Origin of the sequence: Okeania sp. SIO2F4 (assembly GCF_010672385.1) — a bacterium.
In the GTDB taxonomy this organism is placed as follows: Bacteria; Cyanobacteriota; Cyanobacteriia; order Cyanobacteriales; family Microcoleaceae; genus Trichodesmium.
This window is the reverse complement of the sequence record NZ_JAAHGT010000035.1, coordinates 1-18,188: the sequence shown is the minus strand read 5'-3', so window position 1 is coordinate 18,188 and position 18,188 is coordinate 1. Positions and strand designations below refer to the sequence as shown.

General features: G+C 37.6%; 12 protein-coding genes and 2 pseudogenes. 6 read left to right on the top strand and 8 right to left on the bottom strand.

What is annotated here, in order from left to right; all coding sequences use genetic code 11:
- The first annotated feature begins 20 nt into the window (after positions 1-20).
- Complete coding sequence (locus F6K22_RS04175; RefSeq protein WP_363272814.1) at positions 21-791, top strand: peptidylprolyl isomerase; 771 nt, start codon at positions 21-23, stop codon at positions 789-791.
- 928 nt (positions 792-1,719) lie between these two features.
- Here the strand turns inward: F6K22_RS04175 and F6K22_RS04170 are convergent.
- Both F6K22_RS04170 and F6K22_RS04165 read right to left on the bottom strand, forming a co-directional pair.
- Positions 1,720-2,565, bottom strand: a complete 846-nt coding sequence (locus tag F6K22_RS04170) for a hypothetical protein (protein ID WP_293093641.1) — start codon at positions 2,563-2,565, stop codon at positions 1,720-1,722.
- Positions 2,566-2,738: 173 nt separating this feature from the next.
- Positions 2,739-2,900, bottom strand: coding sequence for a hypothetical protein (locus tag F6K22_RS04165; RefSeq protein ID WP_293093639.1), 162 nt, complete (start codon positions 2,898-2,900; stop codon positions 2,739-2,741).
- Positions 2,901-3,798: 898 nt separating this feature from the next.
- Here F6K22_RS04165 and F6K22_RS04160 point away from each other — a divergent pair.
- Positions 3,799-5,631: a glycosyltransferase family 2 protein gene (locus tag F6K22_RS04160; RefSeq protein ID WP_293093636.1), complete on the top strand. Its 1,833-nt coding sequence runs from the start codon at positions 3,799-3,801 to the stop codon at positions 5,629-5,631.
- A 270-nt stretch (positions 5,632-5,901) separates the two neighbouring features.
- On the opposite strand, the pseudogene F6K22_RS04155 reads toward F6K22_RS04160, so the two are convergent.
- Positions 5,902-6,243 (bottom strand): annotated as a pseudogene (locus F6K22_RS04155) (Uma2 family endonuclease); the annotation flags it as partial.
- Positions 6,244-6,426: 183 nt separating this feature from the next.
- A complete protein-coding gene (locus tag F6K22_RS04150; protein ID WP_293093633.1) occupies positions 6,427-6,783 on the bottom strand; it encodes a winged helix-turn-helix transcriptional regulator in 357 nt (118 codons plus the stop codon).
- A 479-nt stretch (positions 6,784-7,262) separates the two neighbouring features.
- Between F6K22_RS04150 and F6K22_RS04145 the strand changes: the two genes are divergently transcribed.
- From F6K22_RS04145 to F6K22_RS04130, 4 genes are all read left to right on the top strand, one after another.
- Positions 7,263-8,108 (top strand): enoyl-CoA hydratase/isomerase family protein, encoded by an 846-nt coding sequence (locus tag F6K22_RS04145; protein WP_293093630.1) that lies wholly within the window; start codon positions 7,263-7,265, stop codon positions 8,106-8,108.
- Positions 8,109-8,472: 364 nt separating this feature from the next.
- Positions 8,473-9,441 (top strand): LLM class oxidoreductase, encoded by a 969-nt coding sequence (locus tag F6K22_RS04140; protein ID WP_293093627.1) that lies wholly within the window; start codon positions 8,473-8,475, stop codon positions 9,439-9,441.
- A 13-nt stretch (positions 9,442-9,454) separates the two neighbouring features.
- Complete coding sequence (locus F6K22_RS04135) at positions 9,455-10,252, top strand: SDR family NAD(P)-dependent oxidoreductase (protein ID WP_293093625.1); 798 nt, start codon at positions 9,455-9,457, stop codon at positions 10,250-10,252.
- 229 nt (positions 10,253-10,481) lie between these two features.
- A complete protein-coding gene (locus F6K22_RS04130) occupies positions 10,482-11,501 on the top strand; it encodes a zinc-binding alcohol dehydrogenase family protein (protein WP_293093623.1) in 1,020 nt (339 codons plus the stop codon).
- 211 nt (positions 11,502-11,712) lie between these two features.
- Here F6K22_RS04130 and F6K22_RS04125 read toward each other — a convergent pair.
- The 4 genes and pseudogenes from F6K22_RS04125 to psaD form a co-directional block, all read right to left on the bottom strand.
- Positions 11,713-12,180, bottom strand: a pseudogene (locus tag F6K22_RS04125) (hypothetical protein); the annotation flags it as partial.
- 130 nt (positions 12,181-12,310) lie between these two features.
- On the bottom strand, positions 12,311-13,642 hold the full coding sequence (locus F6K22_RS04120; RefSeq protein WP_293093621.1) for an aromatic ring-hydroxylating dioxygenase subunit alpha: 1,332 nt from the start codon (positions 13,640-13,642) through the stop codon (positions 12,311-12,313).
- Positions 13,643-14,900: 1,258 nt separating this feature from the next.
- The gene (trpE, locus tag F6K22_RS04115; protein WP_293093619.1) at positions 14,901-16,451 is read right to left on the bottom strand and encodes an anthranilate synthase component I; all 1,551 of its coding nucleotides are present in this window, start codon (positions 16,449-16,451) and stop codon (positions 14,901-14,903) included.
- A 913-nt stretch (positions 16,452-17,364) separates the two neighbouring features.
- Positions 17,365-17,793 carry a photosystem I reaction center subunit II PsaD gene (psaD, locus tag F6K22_RS04110; RefSeq protein WP_293093616.1) on the bottom strand — a complete coding sequence of 143 codons (429 nt, stop codon included), beginning with the start codon at positions 17,791-17,793 and terminating at the stop codon, positions 17,365-17,367.
- Positions 17,794-18,188: the final 395 nt, after the last annotated feature.

The window sequence follows — 18,188 nt, the reverse complement described above, 5'->3', positions numbered from 1 at the left end:
AAATAAGTAGTAGAATGGTGATGATTAATAACCAATCTATAACAGATATAGATATTATCAATGCCCTCAAAAAAGATGTTCAATACAAGCAAGTTTGGCAACAAGTCTTAAATCAAAAAGCTATACACAAAGCTGCTCAGGCAAAAGGGATAACTGTATCTCCAGAAGAAACACAGGCAGAAGGCGATCGCCTGAGAATGGAAAAGAAATTATATAAAGTATCTGATACTATTGCCTGGCTTGCAGAACAAATGATTACAGTAGAAGATTTAGAAGCGGGAATTAGCGATAGCTTACTGTCTCAGAAACTAGCAGAGCATTTGTTTAAAAAGGAAGTCGAGAAATCCTTTGCTGAAAATCGCATTAATTATGACCAGGTATCATTATATCAAATCATTATTAGCGAACCTCGACTTGCCCAAGAAATATATTATCAAATCAAAGAGCAAGAAATCAGCTTTTATGATGCTGCTCACTGTTATGATATAGACGAAAAGCGACGGCAAGTTTCTGGTTATCAAGGTTCACTTCACCGTTGGACTTTAAAAGCAGAAATAGCAGCAGCAGTATTTAGTGCTAAACCAGGAGTGGTAATTTCTCCTCTTAAAACAGATGAAGGATATCATATTTTAATGGTAGAAAAATTTATCCAGGCTGAGTTAACAGAGGAAATATACCAACAAATTTTGAATAATATGTTTCGGCAGTGGTTAGCTAACGAAGTTAACTATATGTTGTATAATCAAATTGAGCCGGAAGAAATTAACGAATCTAAGCAGGAAATAGCTTAAGGATGCACAAATTAGTAATATATGACTGACGCACCTTAACCAAGAAACTCGGTTTCTTGACCTAATGATTAAATTTGGAAAACTTATCTGAAGAAATTAATAATCTCGAAGGCGCTGGTCTCACTAAACCTAATAATTGTTAAACCTGAACCTATGAAACCTATGATAACTATTTCTTGGTGGGTATATTAATAAATACCCAACGGTTTATCTCAACGTGTCAGCGCCAGTCGCTCATGGGGGAGACCCCCTTTGGTGGCGCTGGCTTTTCTGTGGAGCGCGCCTTTAGACCCGTTGGCGAAGCCTGTGCGAAGCACATAGGGAGTAAATCTCGCAAGGCTGGTACTAAGAAACAGAAAGCCCCTAACAGTGATATTAAGGAATCCCGCGCTCTCTCGTAGAGCAGCGTCGGGAGGATGTCAATAATTATCATTAGACATCTCCAGAAATTATATAAGTCTTATCCAAAACCACTGTAGGGACTTTATATGTAAAGTCCCTATATAATCTCAATCAAGCAAAAGTCACCCTAAAAGTCTTTTTGATTCCTAATTATGTGAACATCTACCACCTCTTGCATGAGTACTTAACTTTTACAAAAAGCTTTCTTTTTTGAAGATGTCTATCAAGGAAATAGGAACGGAGTTTGATCGGAGGTAAGATTTACACCTCTTCAATAATTAATAATTAATAATTAATAATTACCTCTTCTTATAACTGATAGGATTGGCGCTCAAGGAATTTTTTTCTTCTCTTGGTTGATTGGAGGCAAGCGAGGAGACCTCGCCATCCCATCCTAACGGACTGCTCCGCAAACAACCGCTCTCTTGGTTGATTGGAGGCAAGCGAGGAAACCTCGCCATCCCTCAACCGCTTTTTTCTCCATGAATGGAGAAGCTTTATACCTTAATTTTCCGGTAATCATTCCTCATCTTAGAAGAGTGCGATTAATTCTTGATTTGAACCTTGTGCAAACACCTAGAGCACCAAACAACAGAAAAGCTATAGTAGTTGATGGTTCGGGAGCACTTACCTGTGCATAATTTGCTTTGACTTCTAGTAGAAGTATATTTATTATCTGGTTACTATCAAAAGTTATCTGATATGAACCATCAAAAGATGCGGAAACATATTCTTCCAGACTACCAAAAGAGAAATCGACATCATCAATTATAGTGAAATTATTCCCATCAATATTCTGAGGGAAATCAAAAAAGTCATTATCCCCTGCAGTTTCCAAATTACCAGATACAGTAAAAGAATCTAACAAAATAGGTGTATCCTCACCTATGCTCCCAAGGATAAAAAAGCTGACATCTCCCCCAGCATTAGCACTTTCATTTAAACTATCAATTGAGGTTTTTAGGTCAAATTCTACCTCAAAATCGAAAGAAAATGTTTCCCCTGGTAGTATCGAAAAAATACCAAGAACTGCGGAAGCGCTTTCTGCTAGAGCAAAAAAGCTGTTACCTGTACCCTCAACTACAGATTTAGATAAATTATAGGCATTAGCTGGAACACTAACAAAATTTGCTTCAGCTAATGCAGATGCATTAGTTTCACCCCCATTTATAGAAAAAGATTCAGCTGTGCTCTCAACTTCTACTACTTCATAAGGATTTTTACTGAAATTATCAATTGTTACCTTACTTTCAGAGGATGCAAAACTAGCTGCTAAACTAGGTGAACTTACTAAAACAGTTCCAATTAGTATGGGAGCAATCTTAAATATCGATATATTGATATTGGTCAGAATATTTGGAAATTTCATCATTTATCTCTATCTTTTTAAGAACTTCAACATTTACTGATAACTTAGGCAACTTTGATATTAGGTTTGTCGGGTTTTGGATTAGCTACTCAGAGCGTTTCATGTCAGCAACGGGCGAAAGCAAACAGTGTTAGAACTTACGCACTACAACGTATTTTCGTCATTGCGACCGACTCTTAAGCAATCTCAAATCCTAGTTTTTCGTACCTCATGCGTAAGTCTTGAGTGTGTAACAACTCTGTTCTACTAAATTTACCCAAACTTACCCAAGAGGACAGGGCAAACCCATCTAAATTCTGGAAGCTTTTCCCCTTAAGATTTATAGAAGTAATAAGCATAAATACTCAAGCACCTGACATCCTTGCCCTGCCAGAACTTCAATGCAGGAGATGCGTTTGCCCTGCTCAAGAGGGTTTTTGCAGCTTAGTTCCTGTTTTGCTGACGTAACGCTACCGGTTTTATATAGCATAGCGAAACATAGAAGACCAGTGACTATTATCTGTAATTTATCTTCTCCACAGGCTTGAAATCGGTGGGAACTCCACCTACTGACAGGCATAGTTTTCCAGGTTGAACCTTAACTTTATAGTTAATGAGGTTCCTGATTACTTTGATTTAGCTTTTGTATCATCTTACACTGACGTCAGGATACTTTTGATAAAGAACTGGTAAAGATATTAGTAATTTATATGAAGTTTGTGTAAAGTTGTAAGAGTATCTTTCCTGAGAAGAGAGGTTAGGGAGGAATTATCTTATACTAATTTCCCAAAAGAATGTTACACCGACTGAGTTGATAGGTAAGAGCAAAAAGGCAAGAAGCAATAGTTTTTGTAACAGGTATTTATTGTGCATGGTAGTAGTTAGAATTAAAGTTCCCTATTTATAGCAAACATTTATCAAACTGGTATGATACGGTTTCACGAAAGTCAAAAATTAAAAATCAGATCTATGGGCTGAAAACTTTGAAGCTACAGTAATTTTAGGCGGTTATTTCACACCCCAGATTGTAAAACTATTTGTGACTTATGGAAAGTGAAGTGGTATTATTATACCCTGCTTATCTATTGGCCAAGTAGTTTTGTTGATTTGTGTAGAATAATGTTGATAATTTTACTGTTTTTAATTTTTTTGATATTAATTTTATTAGGAACAATTCTATTATGTCTACTAATTAATGTAAATATTAATTATTTTCTTTATATTTTTGCTGTTTTATTTATTTGTTTTTCTTCTCTAATGAGATTAGTTGAACATCTATCAGCTCTCCCCAAATCTAGCTCTACAGAAGTCAAAAAAATAGATAAATTTACTGTTATTATTCCTGCTTACTTACCAGCAGAACAATATTTAATCCTCGATACAATCAAACATTTTTTATCCTTAAATTTACCCTTAGAGATTATCTTGCCTTACAATACTCCTAAATCTCTACCTGTAGAAGCCGAACTTAAAAAATTACCGATTGTTGCAGTTAAAGTTCCCAATAGTAAATCTAAAGCCGAAAATATCAACTATATTTTAGATAAAATAACAACTCAATATACTGCTATTTTTGATGCCGATCATAAACCTCTTGGTACAAATTTTTCCAAAGCTTTATCGAAATTAACTACAGGTTACGATATTGTTCAGGGAAGTTGTTTACCCTTAATTAACTCTGAGATGAGTAAAATTTTAAACATTGAATTTAATCAAATGTATAATATTCATCACCAAGCCAGACAAAGACTCTGGAATTTTGCAATTTTTGGTGGTTCTAATGGTTATTTCAAAACAGAAGTATTAAAAAAACTATCTTTTAATCATAGTATGTTGACTGAGGATATTGATTTAACTATTAGGGCTTTGTTAAGTGGTACAAAAATAGCTTTTGACTCCAATATTGTGAGTTATGAACAGCCACCTAATAATCTCCAAGAATTATGGAAACAAAGAACAAGATGGGCGCAAGGTTGGTTACAAGTAAGCTGGAAATATGGTTGGCGAATTTTATTTGCTTGTAAAAGTAAATTGTCTCTTAGACAGAAAGTTGGCTTATTGATGCTTTTTCCTCTCAGAGAGATAGGACAATTTATTTTATTACAAGTTCTACCTTTAGCCATATCAATATCGATTCAAACAAATGACTGGAATTGGTCAAATAATTGGTTGTTTATTTTAATGATTAATCTGAGTTTATTGCTGATAGAACCCTTGTGGATTTTTAGAGTCAGAGACGAAGAAAGTGTGAGTAAAAGGTGGTTTTTACTATATTCATCTCTTAGTTTTTTTTATCTTTCTTTTATGAAGATTGTCTCTCTATATGCTTACTTCAGACAAGTCTTAAGGAACAATCAATTTGAAGTTACTCAAAAATCTCCAGATTATGCTGATATTAATCAGCCTCAATACTTAGCAGCAAATATTTTAAACTTTAACCCGAATTTACTCAAACTTAAATCAGCGGAAACAACAAATTTTGTCGCAAATGTTCAGCCAGAAATACCTTCTCTTTCCCTAACCAACAAAGAGTCGATGTACTTAGCTTTCAATTTGCTTAATATTGATATTGTTGAAATGCCATTATATGTAGAAAATATGGCTAAAGTTTGCGAACGATTAAAGAATATACCACCAAAAAAAAATCAAAGCGATCAAACAATTATAACACCAGCATTGTTAATGAGAATTTGTGACGCCCTAGAAATTAATAAATTTCGACGATCTACTTCTATTTGGAACCAAAATATCTATCTTTGGGTAACTTCAGCAAGAATAAATCATCAAAAAATTCCGTTAAATTTAGTTAAATATAACAAGTCTAAAGGTTGGCAACTATTACCTTTGTCCGCTTGGGAATTTATTGAATTTGCAATGCAAATTGTCAAAAAAATAGAACAACAACAAGGATTAAATCATCAGGAGTTACCTCTCAAACTACCCAAACAAGAAGATATGCAAAAAATTGCTTTTTGTGTTTTAAGTTTGTTAGGTGAAAAGACCATTGAAAAAAATTTCATTGCCCAGACTCAGCTCAAGATTTCCCAGAGTTCCTATTTTTATTCCCAACCTGAAAAAGCTGCTGTTTAAGATTTATAGTAATTATTAAATCGCCTATAATTAGATAGTTCCGCACCGACGGTATCTACCGGAAATACCTTGAAATTAGACAGCAACTTGGAGTTAATCCAATGAATTTAGATTTTTTTGAATTAAATGTTTTAGAGAAAGAATTGGATCTGCTTTCTGCAACGGCAAAAGCTTAATCGACTACTCAAGTATTTTTTAGCATTTTTTCCTGTTAGTAAATCCTAATTATTTGTCTTTTAATTGTGCTAAAATATATTCATTTTATAGCCTTTATAAACATTTTTGTAACTCAGAATGAACTCCTACTAAATTACTGGCAATTAAACCTAAAACTGATAACCATAAACCAGGAAAAACTTCACTTCTAATAATCCCATTTTCATCCATGGGCAAAGTAACATATTTTCCCTCTCGCCACCTAAACCAATCAATTTTTTGTTCGTAAACTTGCCAGACTAAATATTCTTGTACTTGGTTGCGTCGATCTGCTCTCAACTTGTCTCCCAAATCATAGGAAACATTACTACTAGTAACTTTAGCAATACATTCTGCTGCCCCTTCGACATAGCTATTTGCACTAATAGTGGAGTTGCCTCCAGTTTCTATGCATAATAAAGCATCTGGTTAATGATTAAAACCGGGCTGGCGATCGCCAGTTCGGTTTACAAGTTTTATTGGCTTTCAAAAAAACATATTCACTTGATGAAGTGATTCAGTTGTTTTCGCGATCGCATAATTCAATAATGGCCAGAAGTTTTTCACCAACTTTCGTTCCCAACTCTCTAGGGAATTGTTTTACAAAGACGAGGACTCATCAAATTTTACGTTCATATGTTCGGCACCCCAATCTCTCATAGAAATCATAATTGGCTCCAGAGTACGACCATAATTTGTCAGGGAATATTCTACGTGTGGCGGTACTTCAGCATAGACTTTTCGCGCGACAATATTATCTTTTTCCAATTCGCGTAGTTGATTAGCAAGCATACGCTGCGTAATACCTTTAATTTTTTTTTTCAACTCACCGAAGCGTAAAACATCATTCTGCAAGAGATTAAAAATAATCACAGGTTTCCACCGTCCACCAATCACCGATAATGTGACTTCGACAGAACACCCATAGGGATGATCGTAATTATTTTTCTGCGTCATAATTATCTAAACCTTTCAATAGTTACTTTTAAGTCACTATATAAAAAAATTGTGCCTACTTGTTATTATTTGCATTTTTATTATACTTTTAATCATATAACCCATAAAACAGTCAGCACCCCGTGCTAAAGCGAACAGAGGCTTCAAGCCTCAAAGTTATTGGCAATAGTTAAAGTCCCTACCTTGGAGTGCGTATCAGCTCCAAGTTCTAGAGACAAATTGTTAAAAAGTTTTACGAGGGGTGAGACCTTGCAATTTGGAGACTACCGACCAATAACCTGGGTGAGGCAAACCTTACTCCCTTGTCAGAGGTTTTGGGGATAAAACAATTTTTCCCACCCTAAAAGGTTAGTTCGCGGACACTTAAAAGTCTTCCACAATTGTTCCTTTGCGAGCTGAAGCTACGCAGTTTCCCAATTACTTATCCCATAAGGGAACTTTTAGATGTCCAATTTTTAACAACTTGCAAAATTATAGATATGGCTTACGAACACTACACTACATTCAAGGCAACAAAGGATGGAGGAGTCCTTACTGTTACTTTTGATTACCTTCCTGTAAATATTCAAGGCATTCCTATGCTAGACGATCTAAATCGTTTGGCAGAAACACTTGAGGGCGATCGTAGCGTAAAAGTTGTTGTTTTCCAATCTGCGCACCCAGAGATTTTTGTAGCTCATGCTGATACTAATTTCCTCAAAGATATGTCTACAACAGCAGTATCCCGCGACGAGGTAGAACTGCTCTATCTACAGACAACGCTGCAGCGTATTAGTAAATTACCACAGGCGACTATCGCCAAAATCGAAGGGTTCGCACGGGGTGGCGGTCATGAATTTGCGCTGGCTTGTGATATGCGCTTTGCAGCTCGTGGTAAGGCAAAGTTCATGCAGATGGAAGTTGGTATGGGCATCCTGCCTTGTGGCGGTGGCGCATCACGCATGGCGCGTCAGGCAGGTCTGGGACGTGCGTTGGAAATTATTTTAAGTGCCCGTGATTTTGATGCGGATGAAGCAGAAGCCTATGGCACTATTAATAAAGCTCTTGATGCTGATAAGATTGGTGCTTATGTTGATGAGTTGGCAAAACGCATCGCCCATTTCCCCGCTGATTCGATTAATGCTTGTAAACAGGCAGTCTATGCTTCAATCGACAAACCAATCGAAGATGCGCTGAAGGAAGAAGCTTACTGGCTATATCAGGCAACAAGCAAAACACCAGCGATTAAGCGTTTTCAAATCGCAGATGACACAAGCCTTCAAAACAATATTGAGAACCAGCGTAGCTGGGAGCAAGGGGTTATTGTTATTCAGGAAATCAAATAATGCAGCATTAAATCTAGCTATGGCGGTCAGTGAGAGCTACGCGTTTCGCGCGGTTCGTTGCGCAGCAAACGACCGTGACACCTTGTGGACTGGATAACGCCGACGTTGCCTGGTTGAAGCAAGAATAGAACAGATTATAAGCACGAAAATCATAGATTTATATAGATAATCATAGGTTTCTAAGAACGGCAGTAGCGGAGAAGTGAATATAAGAATAATTAACATTAACTGGGCTGCTAATAGACGACATTCTGGAGAGCTTAAAAGAACGTCACGCTGCTCTAAATCGACTTTTGCTCAAACCTTTTGGTGGTTTTGCGAAATAAGACCAATGGCAATAAGGCTATACTGACTGGAATTTAAAATGCTTGAGAAAACGAACAACTTGGGGTTTCAATCCATTAATAAGGGATACAATTCAGTATTTCGTTTGGGACGGCTGAGTCTTGGATTAGTAGTACCGATCGAGGCTTACTTTTCAGGAGCAGTGCCTTCCATGGTTCGACATATAGAACGCGTTCAATTGGCAGAACAACTGGGATTTTTTGCTGTTTGGTTGCGTGATGTACCGTTTAATGTACCGTCTTTTGGTGATGCTGGTCAAATCTACGATCCCTTCGTCTATTTGGGTTTGCTCGCTGGTCAAACGGAGCGAATCGCACTTGGTGTTGCTAGCATTATTTTACCGTTGAGGCATCCAGCTCACGTTGCCAAAGCCGCCGCCAGCGCCGATGTCTTATCAGGTGGAAGACTTATTCTAGGCATTGCCTCTGGCGATCGACCAGAAGAATATCCAGCACTAAATTTACCTTTTACCGATCGCGGCAAAGGATTTCGTGAAAGCTATGAATATATTAGGTTCATGGGCGATAATACACCAAATTTTGAGAATACCTATGGTGGCACGAATGGCTCTATAGATATGTTGCCTAAGCCTAATTCAAGAAAACTGCCACTGCTTGTTACAGGAAGTAGTCAGCAAACCCATGAGTGGATTGCACAAAATGGAGACGGCTGGATGCTCTATCCTCGTAATGCTGTGTTACAGGCAAAAATTATCAATGATTGGCGATCGCTGGTTCGGAAAGTAGGAAGGTCTGCTCAACCGATTATGGAACCGCTTTATGTTGATTTAGTCGAAGCACCTAATGCCCCTCCCCAACCTATCCACTTAGGATTTCGGCTGGGAGTCAAGCATCTTAGAGATTATTTGAAATCACGGGAAGATATCGGTGTAAATCATGTTGCGCTGAACCTGCGCTTTAATAAAGCTGATATTGATACAACACTGAAACGTTTAGCAGATGATATCCTGCCATACTTCAATGGATAAAGGAGATAAAGCCATGCAAAAAACTATTTTAATTACTGGCTCTACCGATGGTATTGGACTGGAAACAGCGAAGATGCTTACTTCGCTGGGGCACCATGTTTTATTGCATGGTCGTAGTCCAAAAAAGCTCGAACAAGTGCAAAAAATGCTTCTTGAACTTAAAGGTGGCGGACGTATTGAAATTTATATAGCCGATTTATCGCTCATGGATAATGTCGAGGCACTCGCGAAAGCTATAGCGGAAAAGCACTCTAAACTTGATGTGCTAATCAATAATGCAGGTGTTTATAATGCGCCCGATCCTGTAACCCAGGATGGTCTTGATATACGCTTTGCTGTTAATACCATCGCTCCCTATCTGCTTACACAACGGTTATTGTCACTGCTCGGTACTTCAGGAAGGGTGATTAATCTTTCCTCCGCTGCTCAATCTACCGTCCAAGCAGAAGCACTGCCTGGACGAGTCAAGTTGTCCGACGGAGCAGCTTATGCACAAAGCAAACTAGCCCTTACAATGTGGTCGCGCAGTCTGGCGCTTTCCCTTAAGGATAGTGGTCCTATAATTATCGCGATTAACCCTGGGTCGATGCTCGGCAGCAAAATGGTGAAGCAGGCTTTTGGGGTGAACGGTGGTGATATCCGCATTGGAGCAGAAATACTTACTCGCGCAGCATTGACGGATGAGTTCAAAACTGCTTCAGGCAAGTATTTTGATAATGATTTAGGTCAGTTTGCCTCTCCCCATCCCGATGTACTTAATACACGGAAATGCCAAGAGATTGTACGTGTTATTGAGACGATTTTAGGTTAAACTTTGGTAGTACATCAAATAAGTGATTACCAAAAATTTTCCCCCGTAACCCAAGAAGTAACCTCGCCCGATCCTAATAAGCTAGCTAATATAGCACTACGCATTAAGGTTAGGACATTTCCCCATCCTGTTCGCGGATCGTTTCCGCAGGAAAAAGCCTTTGACAGTCTACTGTTCCCTATTCCCTAGCGCGTAGCGCCATAATATTTAAAATTTGGAGGTAAAATCCATGAAAGCAGTAGGTTTAACTCAATATTTACCGATTAGTAACGAAAATAGTCTCTTAGATGTGGAAATCCCTAAACCCACAGCTAAAGGCAAAGATTTACTGGTACAGGTTAAAGCTGTTTCTGTTAATCCAGTAGATACTAAAGTCCGCTCTCCTCAAGATAAGGTTGAATCCGAACCCCGCATTCTTGGTTGGGATGCAGCAGGTATCGTGGTAGAAGTTGGAGAAGAAGTAACAGAATTTCAACCAGGAGACGAGGTTTATTATGCAGGAGATATTACTCGTCCTGGTAGCAACAGCGAATTTCATTTAGTCGATGCGAGAATTGTTGGTCGCAAACCCCAGAATTTAGATTTTGCTCATGCAGCAGCTTTTCCTCTTACTGGTATCACTGCTTGGGAAGCTCTGTTTGAAAGATTGAATATTGATCAAACAGGAGCAGATGCAGGCAAATCAATTTTAATTATCAATGGTGCAGGGGGAGTTGGTTCTATTGCGATTCAAATAGCAAAAAAGCTAGCCAAGCTGAATGTCATTGCTACAGCTTCTCGTCCTGAAACTATTGCTTGGTGTCAAAAAATGGGTGCCGATGAAGTGGTCAATCATCGCAATAATCTTGCGGAAGAGATTGATAAAATTGGTTATCAAAATGTCGATTATATTCTGTGCTTGAACGACACCGATGGTCACTGGCAAGCTATGACTAAAGCGATCAAACCCCAAGGCACGATTTGTTCCATTGTCGAAAATGAACAACCCCTAGATATGAATACTTTAAAAAGTAAAAGTGCTAGCTTTGTTTGGGAATTTATGTTTACTCGCTCCATGTATCAAACAGAAGATATGGCAGAGCAAAGTAATTTACTTAATGAGTTGAGTCAACTGATCGAAGATGGTGTAATTATTACAACTTGCAATGAGGTAGTCAAACCGATCGATGCTAAAAACTTACGGGATGTTCATCAACGTCTTGAAAAGGGTAGAACTATTGGAAAAATTGTTCTAGCTCAATGGAGTTAATCTTTAACTAGCTATCAGCTTTCAGCTTTTGCCATCATTTCAGATGAGTTGTTACAGTTACTATTCAATTATCTGTTTTATATCATGTTCGGATAATCACTTATAATAAAGTTTTTGTTTGTAGTATAGCTTCAGCCCCAACTTTAGACAGGGCTGAAGCTATACTACGAACTTGAATTATAAAAACTATTTAACCGAACATAATATTACTGATTTCTCCAATGTATTGTCGCCCTACTCCTGATGTAAAATTACCACTTCTTGCTCCGTCTTTACGCGCTCGGAAACCTCAGCGCAGGCGGTGCGCTTTTTCGATGTCCAGAATCGTCTAAAATCAAACTGAACCCTTTCTTGAATTTGGCTTGAGAACTTTTGTTAATTATTTCTAGATAACGTTTGCTAACGTAAAGCTTTCCTACGGAATGCTACGCAAACGTTAACATTGATTTGATTAGGCTCCCAAGGACAATCTGCTATGAAATGATATAACCGATTATAAACTACTCCAACAGAGTTATTGGCGAGGGTAAGATATATTTTTCCTTTCACTCTCTCCTAATAATCCACCCAAATAATAGCGGAATCCTGTTTTTTGAGGTGTGTTTTTCCAACAATTATCAAACTGTTGATACCACCTTTAAAACCAAGGGAGCATTGCAGCAGTGGTTGTTTTTTTCATTGCTAGCGATACCTTTGAAGTAAAATCGTTGATATACAAGCATTATATAATTTTGCTTATTAAGTTGTGTAAGTCCCATTAGGAAAAAGCATACAGAAAACCATCTTCCTACTCCCTCAAAAATATAAATTCATTTTTTAGCATGAATATAATCAACAAAGTAAAATTGAGGAATTAACCACAATTTTAACCAAGCATAAATTCCTATTCCTAAAAGTGCTGTAATTACTAAAGGTAAACCTATTTGAATCCGCAAATTATCTGGAAAAATAGCAACTCCAGACACAATAATTATGAAATAAGTTAGAAGTAAAATTTGTAATCTTTGTAGATTTTTCAATGCCTGCCGACAACTACTACAATGCTGAGTATGTTGTTGATAACGATCCAATAGTAAGGCATGATTATTATTTATTAGAGAGTTATTTTTTTCACTAATTCCCACTTCACTCCAAGGTAATTTACCACCACAATATTTATCAAACCAATTTCTAAACTCAATTACTAAACGGTCTGCACTTGTAGGTAATTTATAGGCTGTTTTCCAACTTTTATTTGATTGTTTTTGTTGCAGTAAATGCTCCTGCTGATTTAGTAAAACCATATCACCATCTAATACTAAATTCCGCTCTCTAATATGATTCCACCAACGAGGCGTCAACCGATGAATTGTTTTAGCAAAGTTCCTAGGAAATTGAGCAACAATTCTAGATTTTCCAGGAGAGACTGGCAAACAATAAGTAACAAGTCCTACTTTCTTTTCAGCACTACCAAAACTAATTTCATATTCTAAACGACAAGGTGGTTCAAAAGTAATTTTTGCAGGTAAAGGTTCAGAGGTAAAAACTTCTATGAAATTGATTGTTGATTCCAAAATCTCCATAACTATTGGTCTTGCTCTATCTCTATTACCTTGAACTCCGTGATGAGCAAAAGGAACATGACTCGGATCTACTAAATTTTCTACTAAAATTTCCCAATCATATTCTAGATCGCGAACATAAGAAGACCACACAAAACCTTTTTCAGCATCTATTTGTGGTGATAATGGTAGGGGAGTAGTAGCAGCTAGGTCTGCTGTTTTGACATCAGGCCAAACCCAGAGTAAATCATTTTCTTGACGTACTGGTAAGGCAGTTGCACAAAAATTTTGCCGATTTTTTTCTATAATTTGCTGATTTTCAGCTTGAGGAATATTAGTACAAATACCTTGAGAATCAAATTGCCAACCATGATAACTACACATTAAATTACCAGTTTTGTCATCAACACGACCCTCGCTTAAGGGTGCTAGACGGTGAGGACAAACATCTAAAAATACCTGGTAATTCTGAGAATATCTTGGCTTCCAGATGACTAGACGTATTCCCAAAAGAGTTACCGGAACAGGGATTTCTGGATCTAGGTCTTCAATAGGTGAAAGAGGATACCAATGCTGAAAAAAGTTGAATTCGGTTTGCATTTTGTTTATTGTTATGCTTCAAAAATTAGGGAATAGAGAGTAGGGAGTAGTTAGCATAAATGGGAATTATAGAGGAAGTATAAGGAAAAATTTTCTGTTGATTTTTCGGCTATTATTCTACCCAAAATGCTAAATTTTTGCAGCTCTATGTTTCAAAAAGCTGGCAGTTTTTTCGTCCTACAAAGGCTCAAGCATTTATAGCGCTGCGCACAGGGAACAGGCAATAGGGAACAGGCAATAGGGGGAATAAAAAGCTGATCATATAAGATTTTAGTTATTGGACACCTCCTGCAATTTGTAAATATGCCAGCGCACATTGCTATATATATAAATGCTTCGATAGTTAACTAGCTATTAGCTTGAGCGCATTTAGCTAGAGCGCTCTTCAATCCAAGGGTTTAAGTCCCCCACAAGAGTTTGAAAAAGCGCGTGGTGCGCTTTGCGTGCGGGTTTGTAGACGCGTAGCTGCTTCTGTTGAGTATCCCCCATTATACAAGCTGCTAGAAGCTGATAGCTGACCGCTGACCGCTGACTGCTATTTCAATCAGCAAGCCCTACTTCATAACTTAAGTATTGAGCAATTATAGAGTTATTTTTGGGAATTGTATAGTCATTTCAGTTATCAGTTATCAGTACCTCTGGCTTAACCATTGGGATTGAAATACTGAAGATTCTTTCTTTCATGCTCTATTTTTTGGTCAAGAATAATCTTACCGAATAATTAATAATTATTAATTAAATAATTCACCCTTTAAAGCCTTCCCAATAAAGGGGAAAAAGCGGTCGGAAAGCGGAGCATTCCGTCAGGATGGGATGGCGAGGTCTCCTCGCTTGCCTCCAATCGACCAAGAGAGCGGTCGTTTGCGTTTCGCGGAGCGACTTGAATTGCGTTAGCGAGAGCTACCGTAGCAAGAGGCAGCTCCTCTGTAAGAGGCAGCTCCTCTGCAAGAGGCAGCATTCCACACGAAAGGAGGCAAGAGGCAGCATGACCTAGGATGGGATGGCGAGGTTTCCCGAAGAGTGCACAGTCGCTCCGAAGTGCGCCATATCCAATCGACCAAGACAAGAAATAATATTGCCTTATATTCAATTCCGTTACGGTTTTAACCAGAGGTAATTATCCATTATCCATTATCCATTATTCATTATCCATTATTCATTATCCATTATTCATTATTCATTATTTATTATTCATTATTTATTATCCATTATCCATTATCCATTATCCATTAATGAACCCTACTCCCTACTCCCTGTTCTAATTACTTTTTAAACACCTAATTGCCTCCAACAAACCTCTAGCTTTATTAATAGTTTCCTCATACTCTGTTTCCGGCACAGAATCTGCAACTAAACCAGCTCCTGCTTGCACAGTCACGGTATGTTTACCATCATTTTTCGGCCTAACAACCATAGTTCTAATAGTAATAGCACTATTCAACTGACCATCAAAATCATAATGTCCATAAACCCCAGAATAAACACCCCGCCGACAAGGTTCCAATTCATTAATTATTTCCATCGCTCGAATTTTCGGCGCACCGCTAACAGTTCCTGCTGGAAAACAAGCTTTCAATAAATCCCAAGCAGTTCGATCGCTCGCCAATTCTCCTACCACATTACTAACAATGTGCATCACATGAGAATAACGTTCAATTAACATTAACTCATCAACTTTTACTGTTCCCACTTGACAAACCCGACCCAAATCATTCCGACCTAGATCGACTAACATAATATGTTCCGATCTTTCTTTCGGGTCTTGCAACAACTCCTCCGCTAAAGCATTATCTTCTGCATAAGTTTTGCCGCGACGACGAGTACCAGCAATAGGTCTAACAGTAGCAAGGCGTTTACCATCTGGTGTATTTTCTGCTTTTACCATAACTTCCGGACTCGAACCAATAATTTGCCAATCACCAAAATTAAAATATGCCATGTATGGGGAAGGGTTTATTAGTCGCAAGGAACGGTAAAGACTAAAAGGTTCTCCTGTATATTCAGTCGAGAGTTGTTGTGAGATAACTACCTGAAAAATGTCTCCTGCTTTGATGTAGTCTTTAGCTTTCTCAACGTTGGCACAAAATTCTGCACGGGGTGTGTTGCTGGTGTATGTATCTGTAACTTCTTTGTCTTTTTCTCCTTTGTCTTTTTCTCCAGGGGGTTGCCATTCTAGTAAAGTATTTTGTCGCGATCGGGGAGATTGTAATTTATCTACTAACTGAGAAACACGATCGCAAGTTTGTTGATAAACTGCTTCTAAGTCTAGCTCTGGAGAACGGATATCAGCGTAGGCGATCGCCCAAATCTTCCGCTTCACCTGGTCAAAAACCAACAAATTATCCACCTGCATCCACAAACCATCAGGCAAATCATTTTCATTAGGTGGATAAACAGCAACACGAGGTTCGATCCAGCGAATCAATTCATAACCCCAGAAACCAAATAACCCCCCAATACCAGAAGGCAATTGAGGTAATTTTACAGGTTGATAGGGTTGGAGACAGTTATCTAGAGCATCAAAGGGGTCGCCCTCAAAAGTTTTAACTGTGCCATCCCGGTAAGTTTGGGTAGTGCTATCGCCTCTTGCTTCCAATACCCACAATGGATCGCAACCAAGAAAACTATAACGTCCTATTTTCTCTCCACCTTCAACTGATTCTAGTAAAAAACTGTACGGTCGATCGGCACAAACACGATACCAAGCAGAAACAGGAGTATCAAGGTCTGCTACCCATTCTTGGTAGACAGGGACAAAATTACCTTGTTTTGCTAGTTGGCAAAATTGGGAGAAGTCTGGAAATATCATAAATTTTGCAGTTTTAGATTTAAGAAACACGCAACCAACACCTTTATATCAATTACAGCACTTTTTAAGTAGATTGGTAACATGGAAACTCTTTTTAAATATCTGAAATAATTGAGATTACTTCCCTCTACTCCGTTTCAGTTGCTTCGAACATAGTTATGTTTAATTATGCCTACCTGCTTAGGATTCATAATTTTATTACTTGGATAATTTAAAGAAAGTTAGATTTAACCTATTTCAACTTTGTTTTTTAAATTCTGTATCTCAAAAATTTTGCTATAGCAATCAGGAATGATTTATGAGACATTTAACAACAATTAAGATAAATCAAAATCCTTTTATATTCTGAGTCGGTCCGACTGACTCCTAATTACCACTAAAATCTTACAACTGAAATATGATTGCTATAGATCTGATTCGATGGGAGAGCAGGAAAGGGAGCAAAATATTAATAATTGTCAAAAAAATTATTTAATCATACTAATTACTTAATCCTTCAAGTATTGCTGAAGTATAGAATTATTTTTGGTAATTGATATAATCAAATCGGTAGTGGTATACAAGTAGTGATATCTTAAAAAAAGTCAAGTAGTCAAGGGAATACTATTTCTTTGAAACTAAGAACTTAAGATAATTTCTGTTCCCAGTTAAGTGTTCCCTATTCCCTACCTCTACCCTAAATCACTACATCTACAGGACTACCATAAAATCCTATCATTTATATAATTTTTTTCTTCTTCCTTCTTGCCTATTCCTTCATAAAATTAATTAAAACCTCAGCCTCAGATGAAATATCTGAAAGCTGAGGTGTCAATCATTAAATGATAGGAGATGCAAAAAATATTGCCAGCATTAAAAGCCTATATTATCTACGGTTCATCCTATTCCATATTTTAACTGATAGATTCTGATCCTATGCATCATAGGATTTTTTACCAGTAAACTTCAGGGTAGCTGGTTCTGGGTTACTGCCAATATTGCGGTCAATCTTACCTACATAAGGACGGCCTTCATTCACTTTCTCAGGGAAGACACCATCTTTCGGATGTAGGTATTCGTTAGAACCATCAGGGAAAACCCGATAGATTTTGAAGTCCTCAATTCTGGGCTTAAATTTAGTCCGTAGTTGAGTACCGAGGGCCAAGCATTGCTCTTTGCGCGCTAAATATAGTAGATTTTCACCTTCATTCATAATAGCTGCGCCACCTGTAGGCATTTCAAACACCTGTTCTTTAGAGCTAGTCCAGGTAATAGCGTACTTTTCTTCAACTTCGGCTTTGGTTAGCAAGCCACCAGTGCTGCCACCAAAAATTGGAGGTTGTCCTGTTAGTTCGTCTGCCATAGATTTCTTATATGAACCTTTTTATGGAATGGTATCACCAGGGTTACTCAGGTTTAAGAAATTGTAAGGTTCTGTTACAAAAGGATTATTAGAACTTAGGCCACACTATGGGCCTTTAACTTCGATTGCGGTTCTAGTTGTCCAAATTTACAATTAAAAAAGTGGGTAATTGCAATAGTCCCCTTGAATTTGTCAATACTTTTTTTTAGGTTAGATAAATCATTGAATAATATTTCTTTATTTTAATTACTTCAAGTATATAGCGCTTTCCATTAAGGTTAGGACATTTTTCTATTCCCTATTCCCTATTCCCTTTGAGCCTAAATTTATTGTCTTAACCAATTAACTTAGTGCTATAGGAACTATTTTTTCATCATCAACCCCAGTAAAAATTA

What these genes read in the sequence shown, in the direction of transcription:
- F6K22_RS04175 (WP_363272814.1), top strand. Translation starts at nt 21, where the DNA reads ATGATTAATAACCAATCTATAACAGATATAGATATTATCAATGCCCTC.
- F6K22_RS04170 (WP_293093641.1), bottom strand. Translation starts at nt 2,565, where the DNA reads ATGATGAAATTTCCAAATATTCTGACCAATATCAATATATCGATATTT.
- F6K22_RS04165 (WP_293093639.1), bottom strand. Translation starts at nt 2,900, where the DNA reads ATGCTTATTACTTCTATAAATCTTAAGGGGAAAAGCTTCCAGAATTTA.
- F6K22_RS04160 (WP_293093636.1), top strand. Translation starts at nt 3,799, where the DNA reads ATGAGATTAGTTGAACATCTATCAGCTCTCCCCAAATCTAGCTCTACA.
- F6K22_RS04150 (WP_293093633.1), bottom strand. Translation starts at nt 6,783, where the DNA reads ATGACGCAGAAAAATAATTACGATCATCCCTATGGGTGTTCTGTCGAA.
- F6K22_RS04145 (WP_293093630.1), top strand. Translation starts at nt 7,263, where the DNA reads ATGGCTTACGAACACTACACTACATTCAAGGCAACAAAGGATGGAGGA.
- F6K22_RS04140 (WP_293093627.1), top strand. Translation starts at nt 8,473, where the DNA reads ATGCTTGAGAAAACGAACAACTTGGGGTTTCAATCCATTAATAAGGGA.
- F6K22_RS04135 (WP_293093625.1), top strand. Translation starts at nt 9,455, where the DNA reads ATGCAAAAAACTATTTTAATTACTGGCTCTACCGATGGTATTGGACTG.
- F6K22_RS04130 (WP_293093623.1), top strand. Translation starts at nt 10,482, where the DNA reads ATGAAAGCAGTAGGTTTAACTCAATATTTACCGATTAGTAACGAAAAT.
- F6K22_RS04120 (WP_293093621.1), bottom strand. Translation starts at nt 13,642, where the DNA reads ATGCAAACCGAATTCAACTTTTTTCAGCATTGGTATCCTCTTTCACCT.
- trpE (WP_293093619.1), bottom strand. Translation starts at nt 16,451, where the DNA reads ATGATATTTCCAGACTTCTCCCAATTTTGCCAACTAGCAAAACAAGGT.
- psaD (WP_293093616.1), bottom strand. Translation starts at nt 17,793, where the DNA reads ATGGCAGACGAACTAACAGGACAACCTCCAATTTTTGGTGGCAGCACT.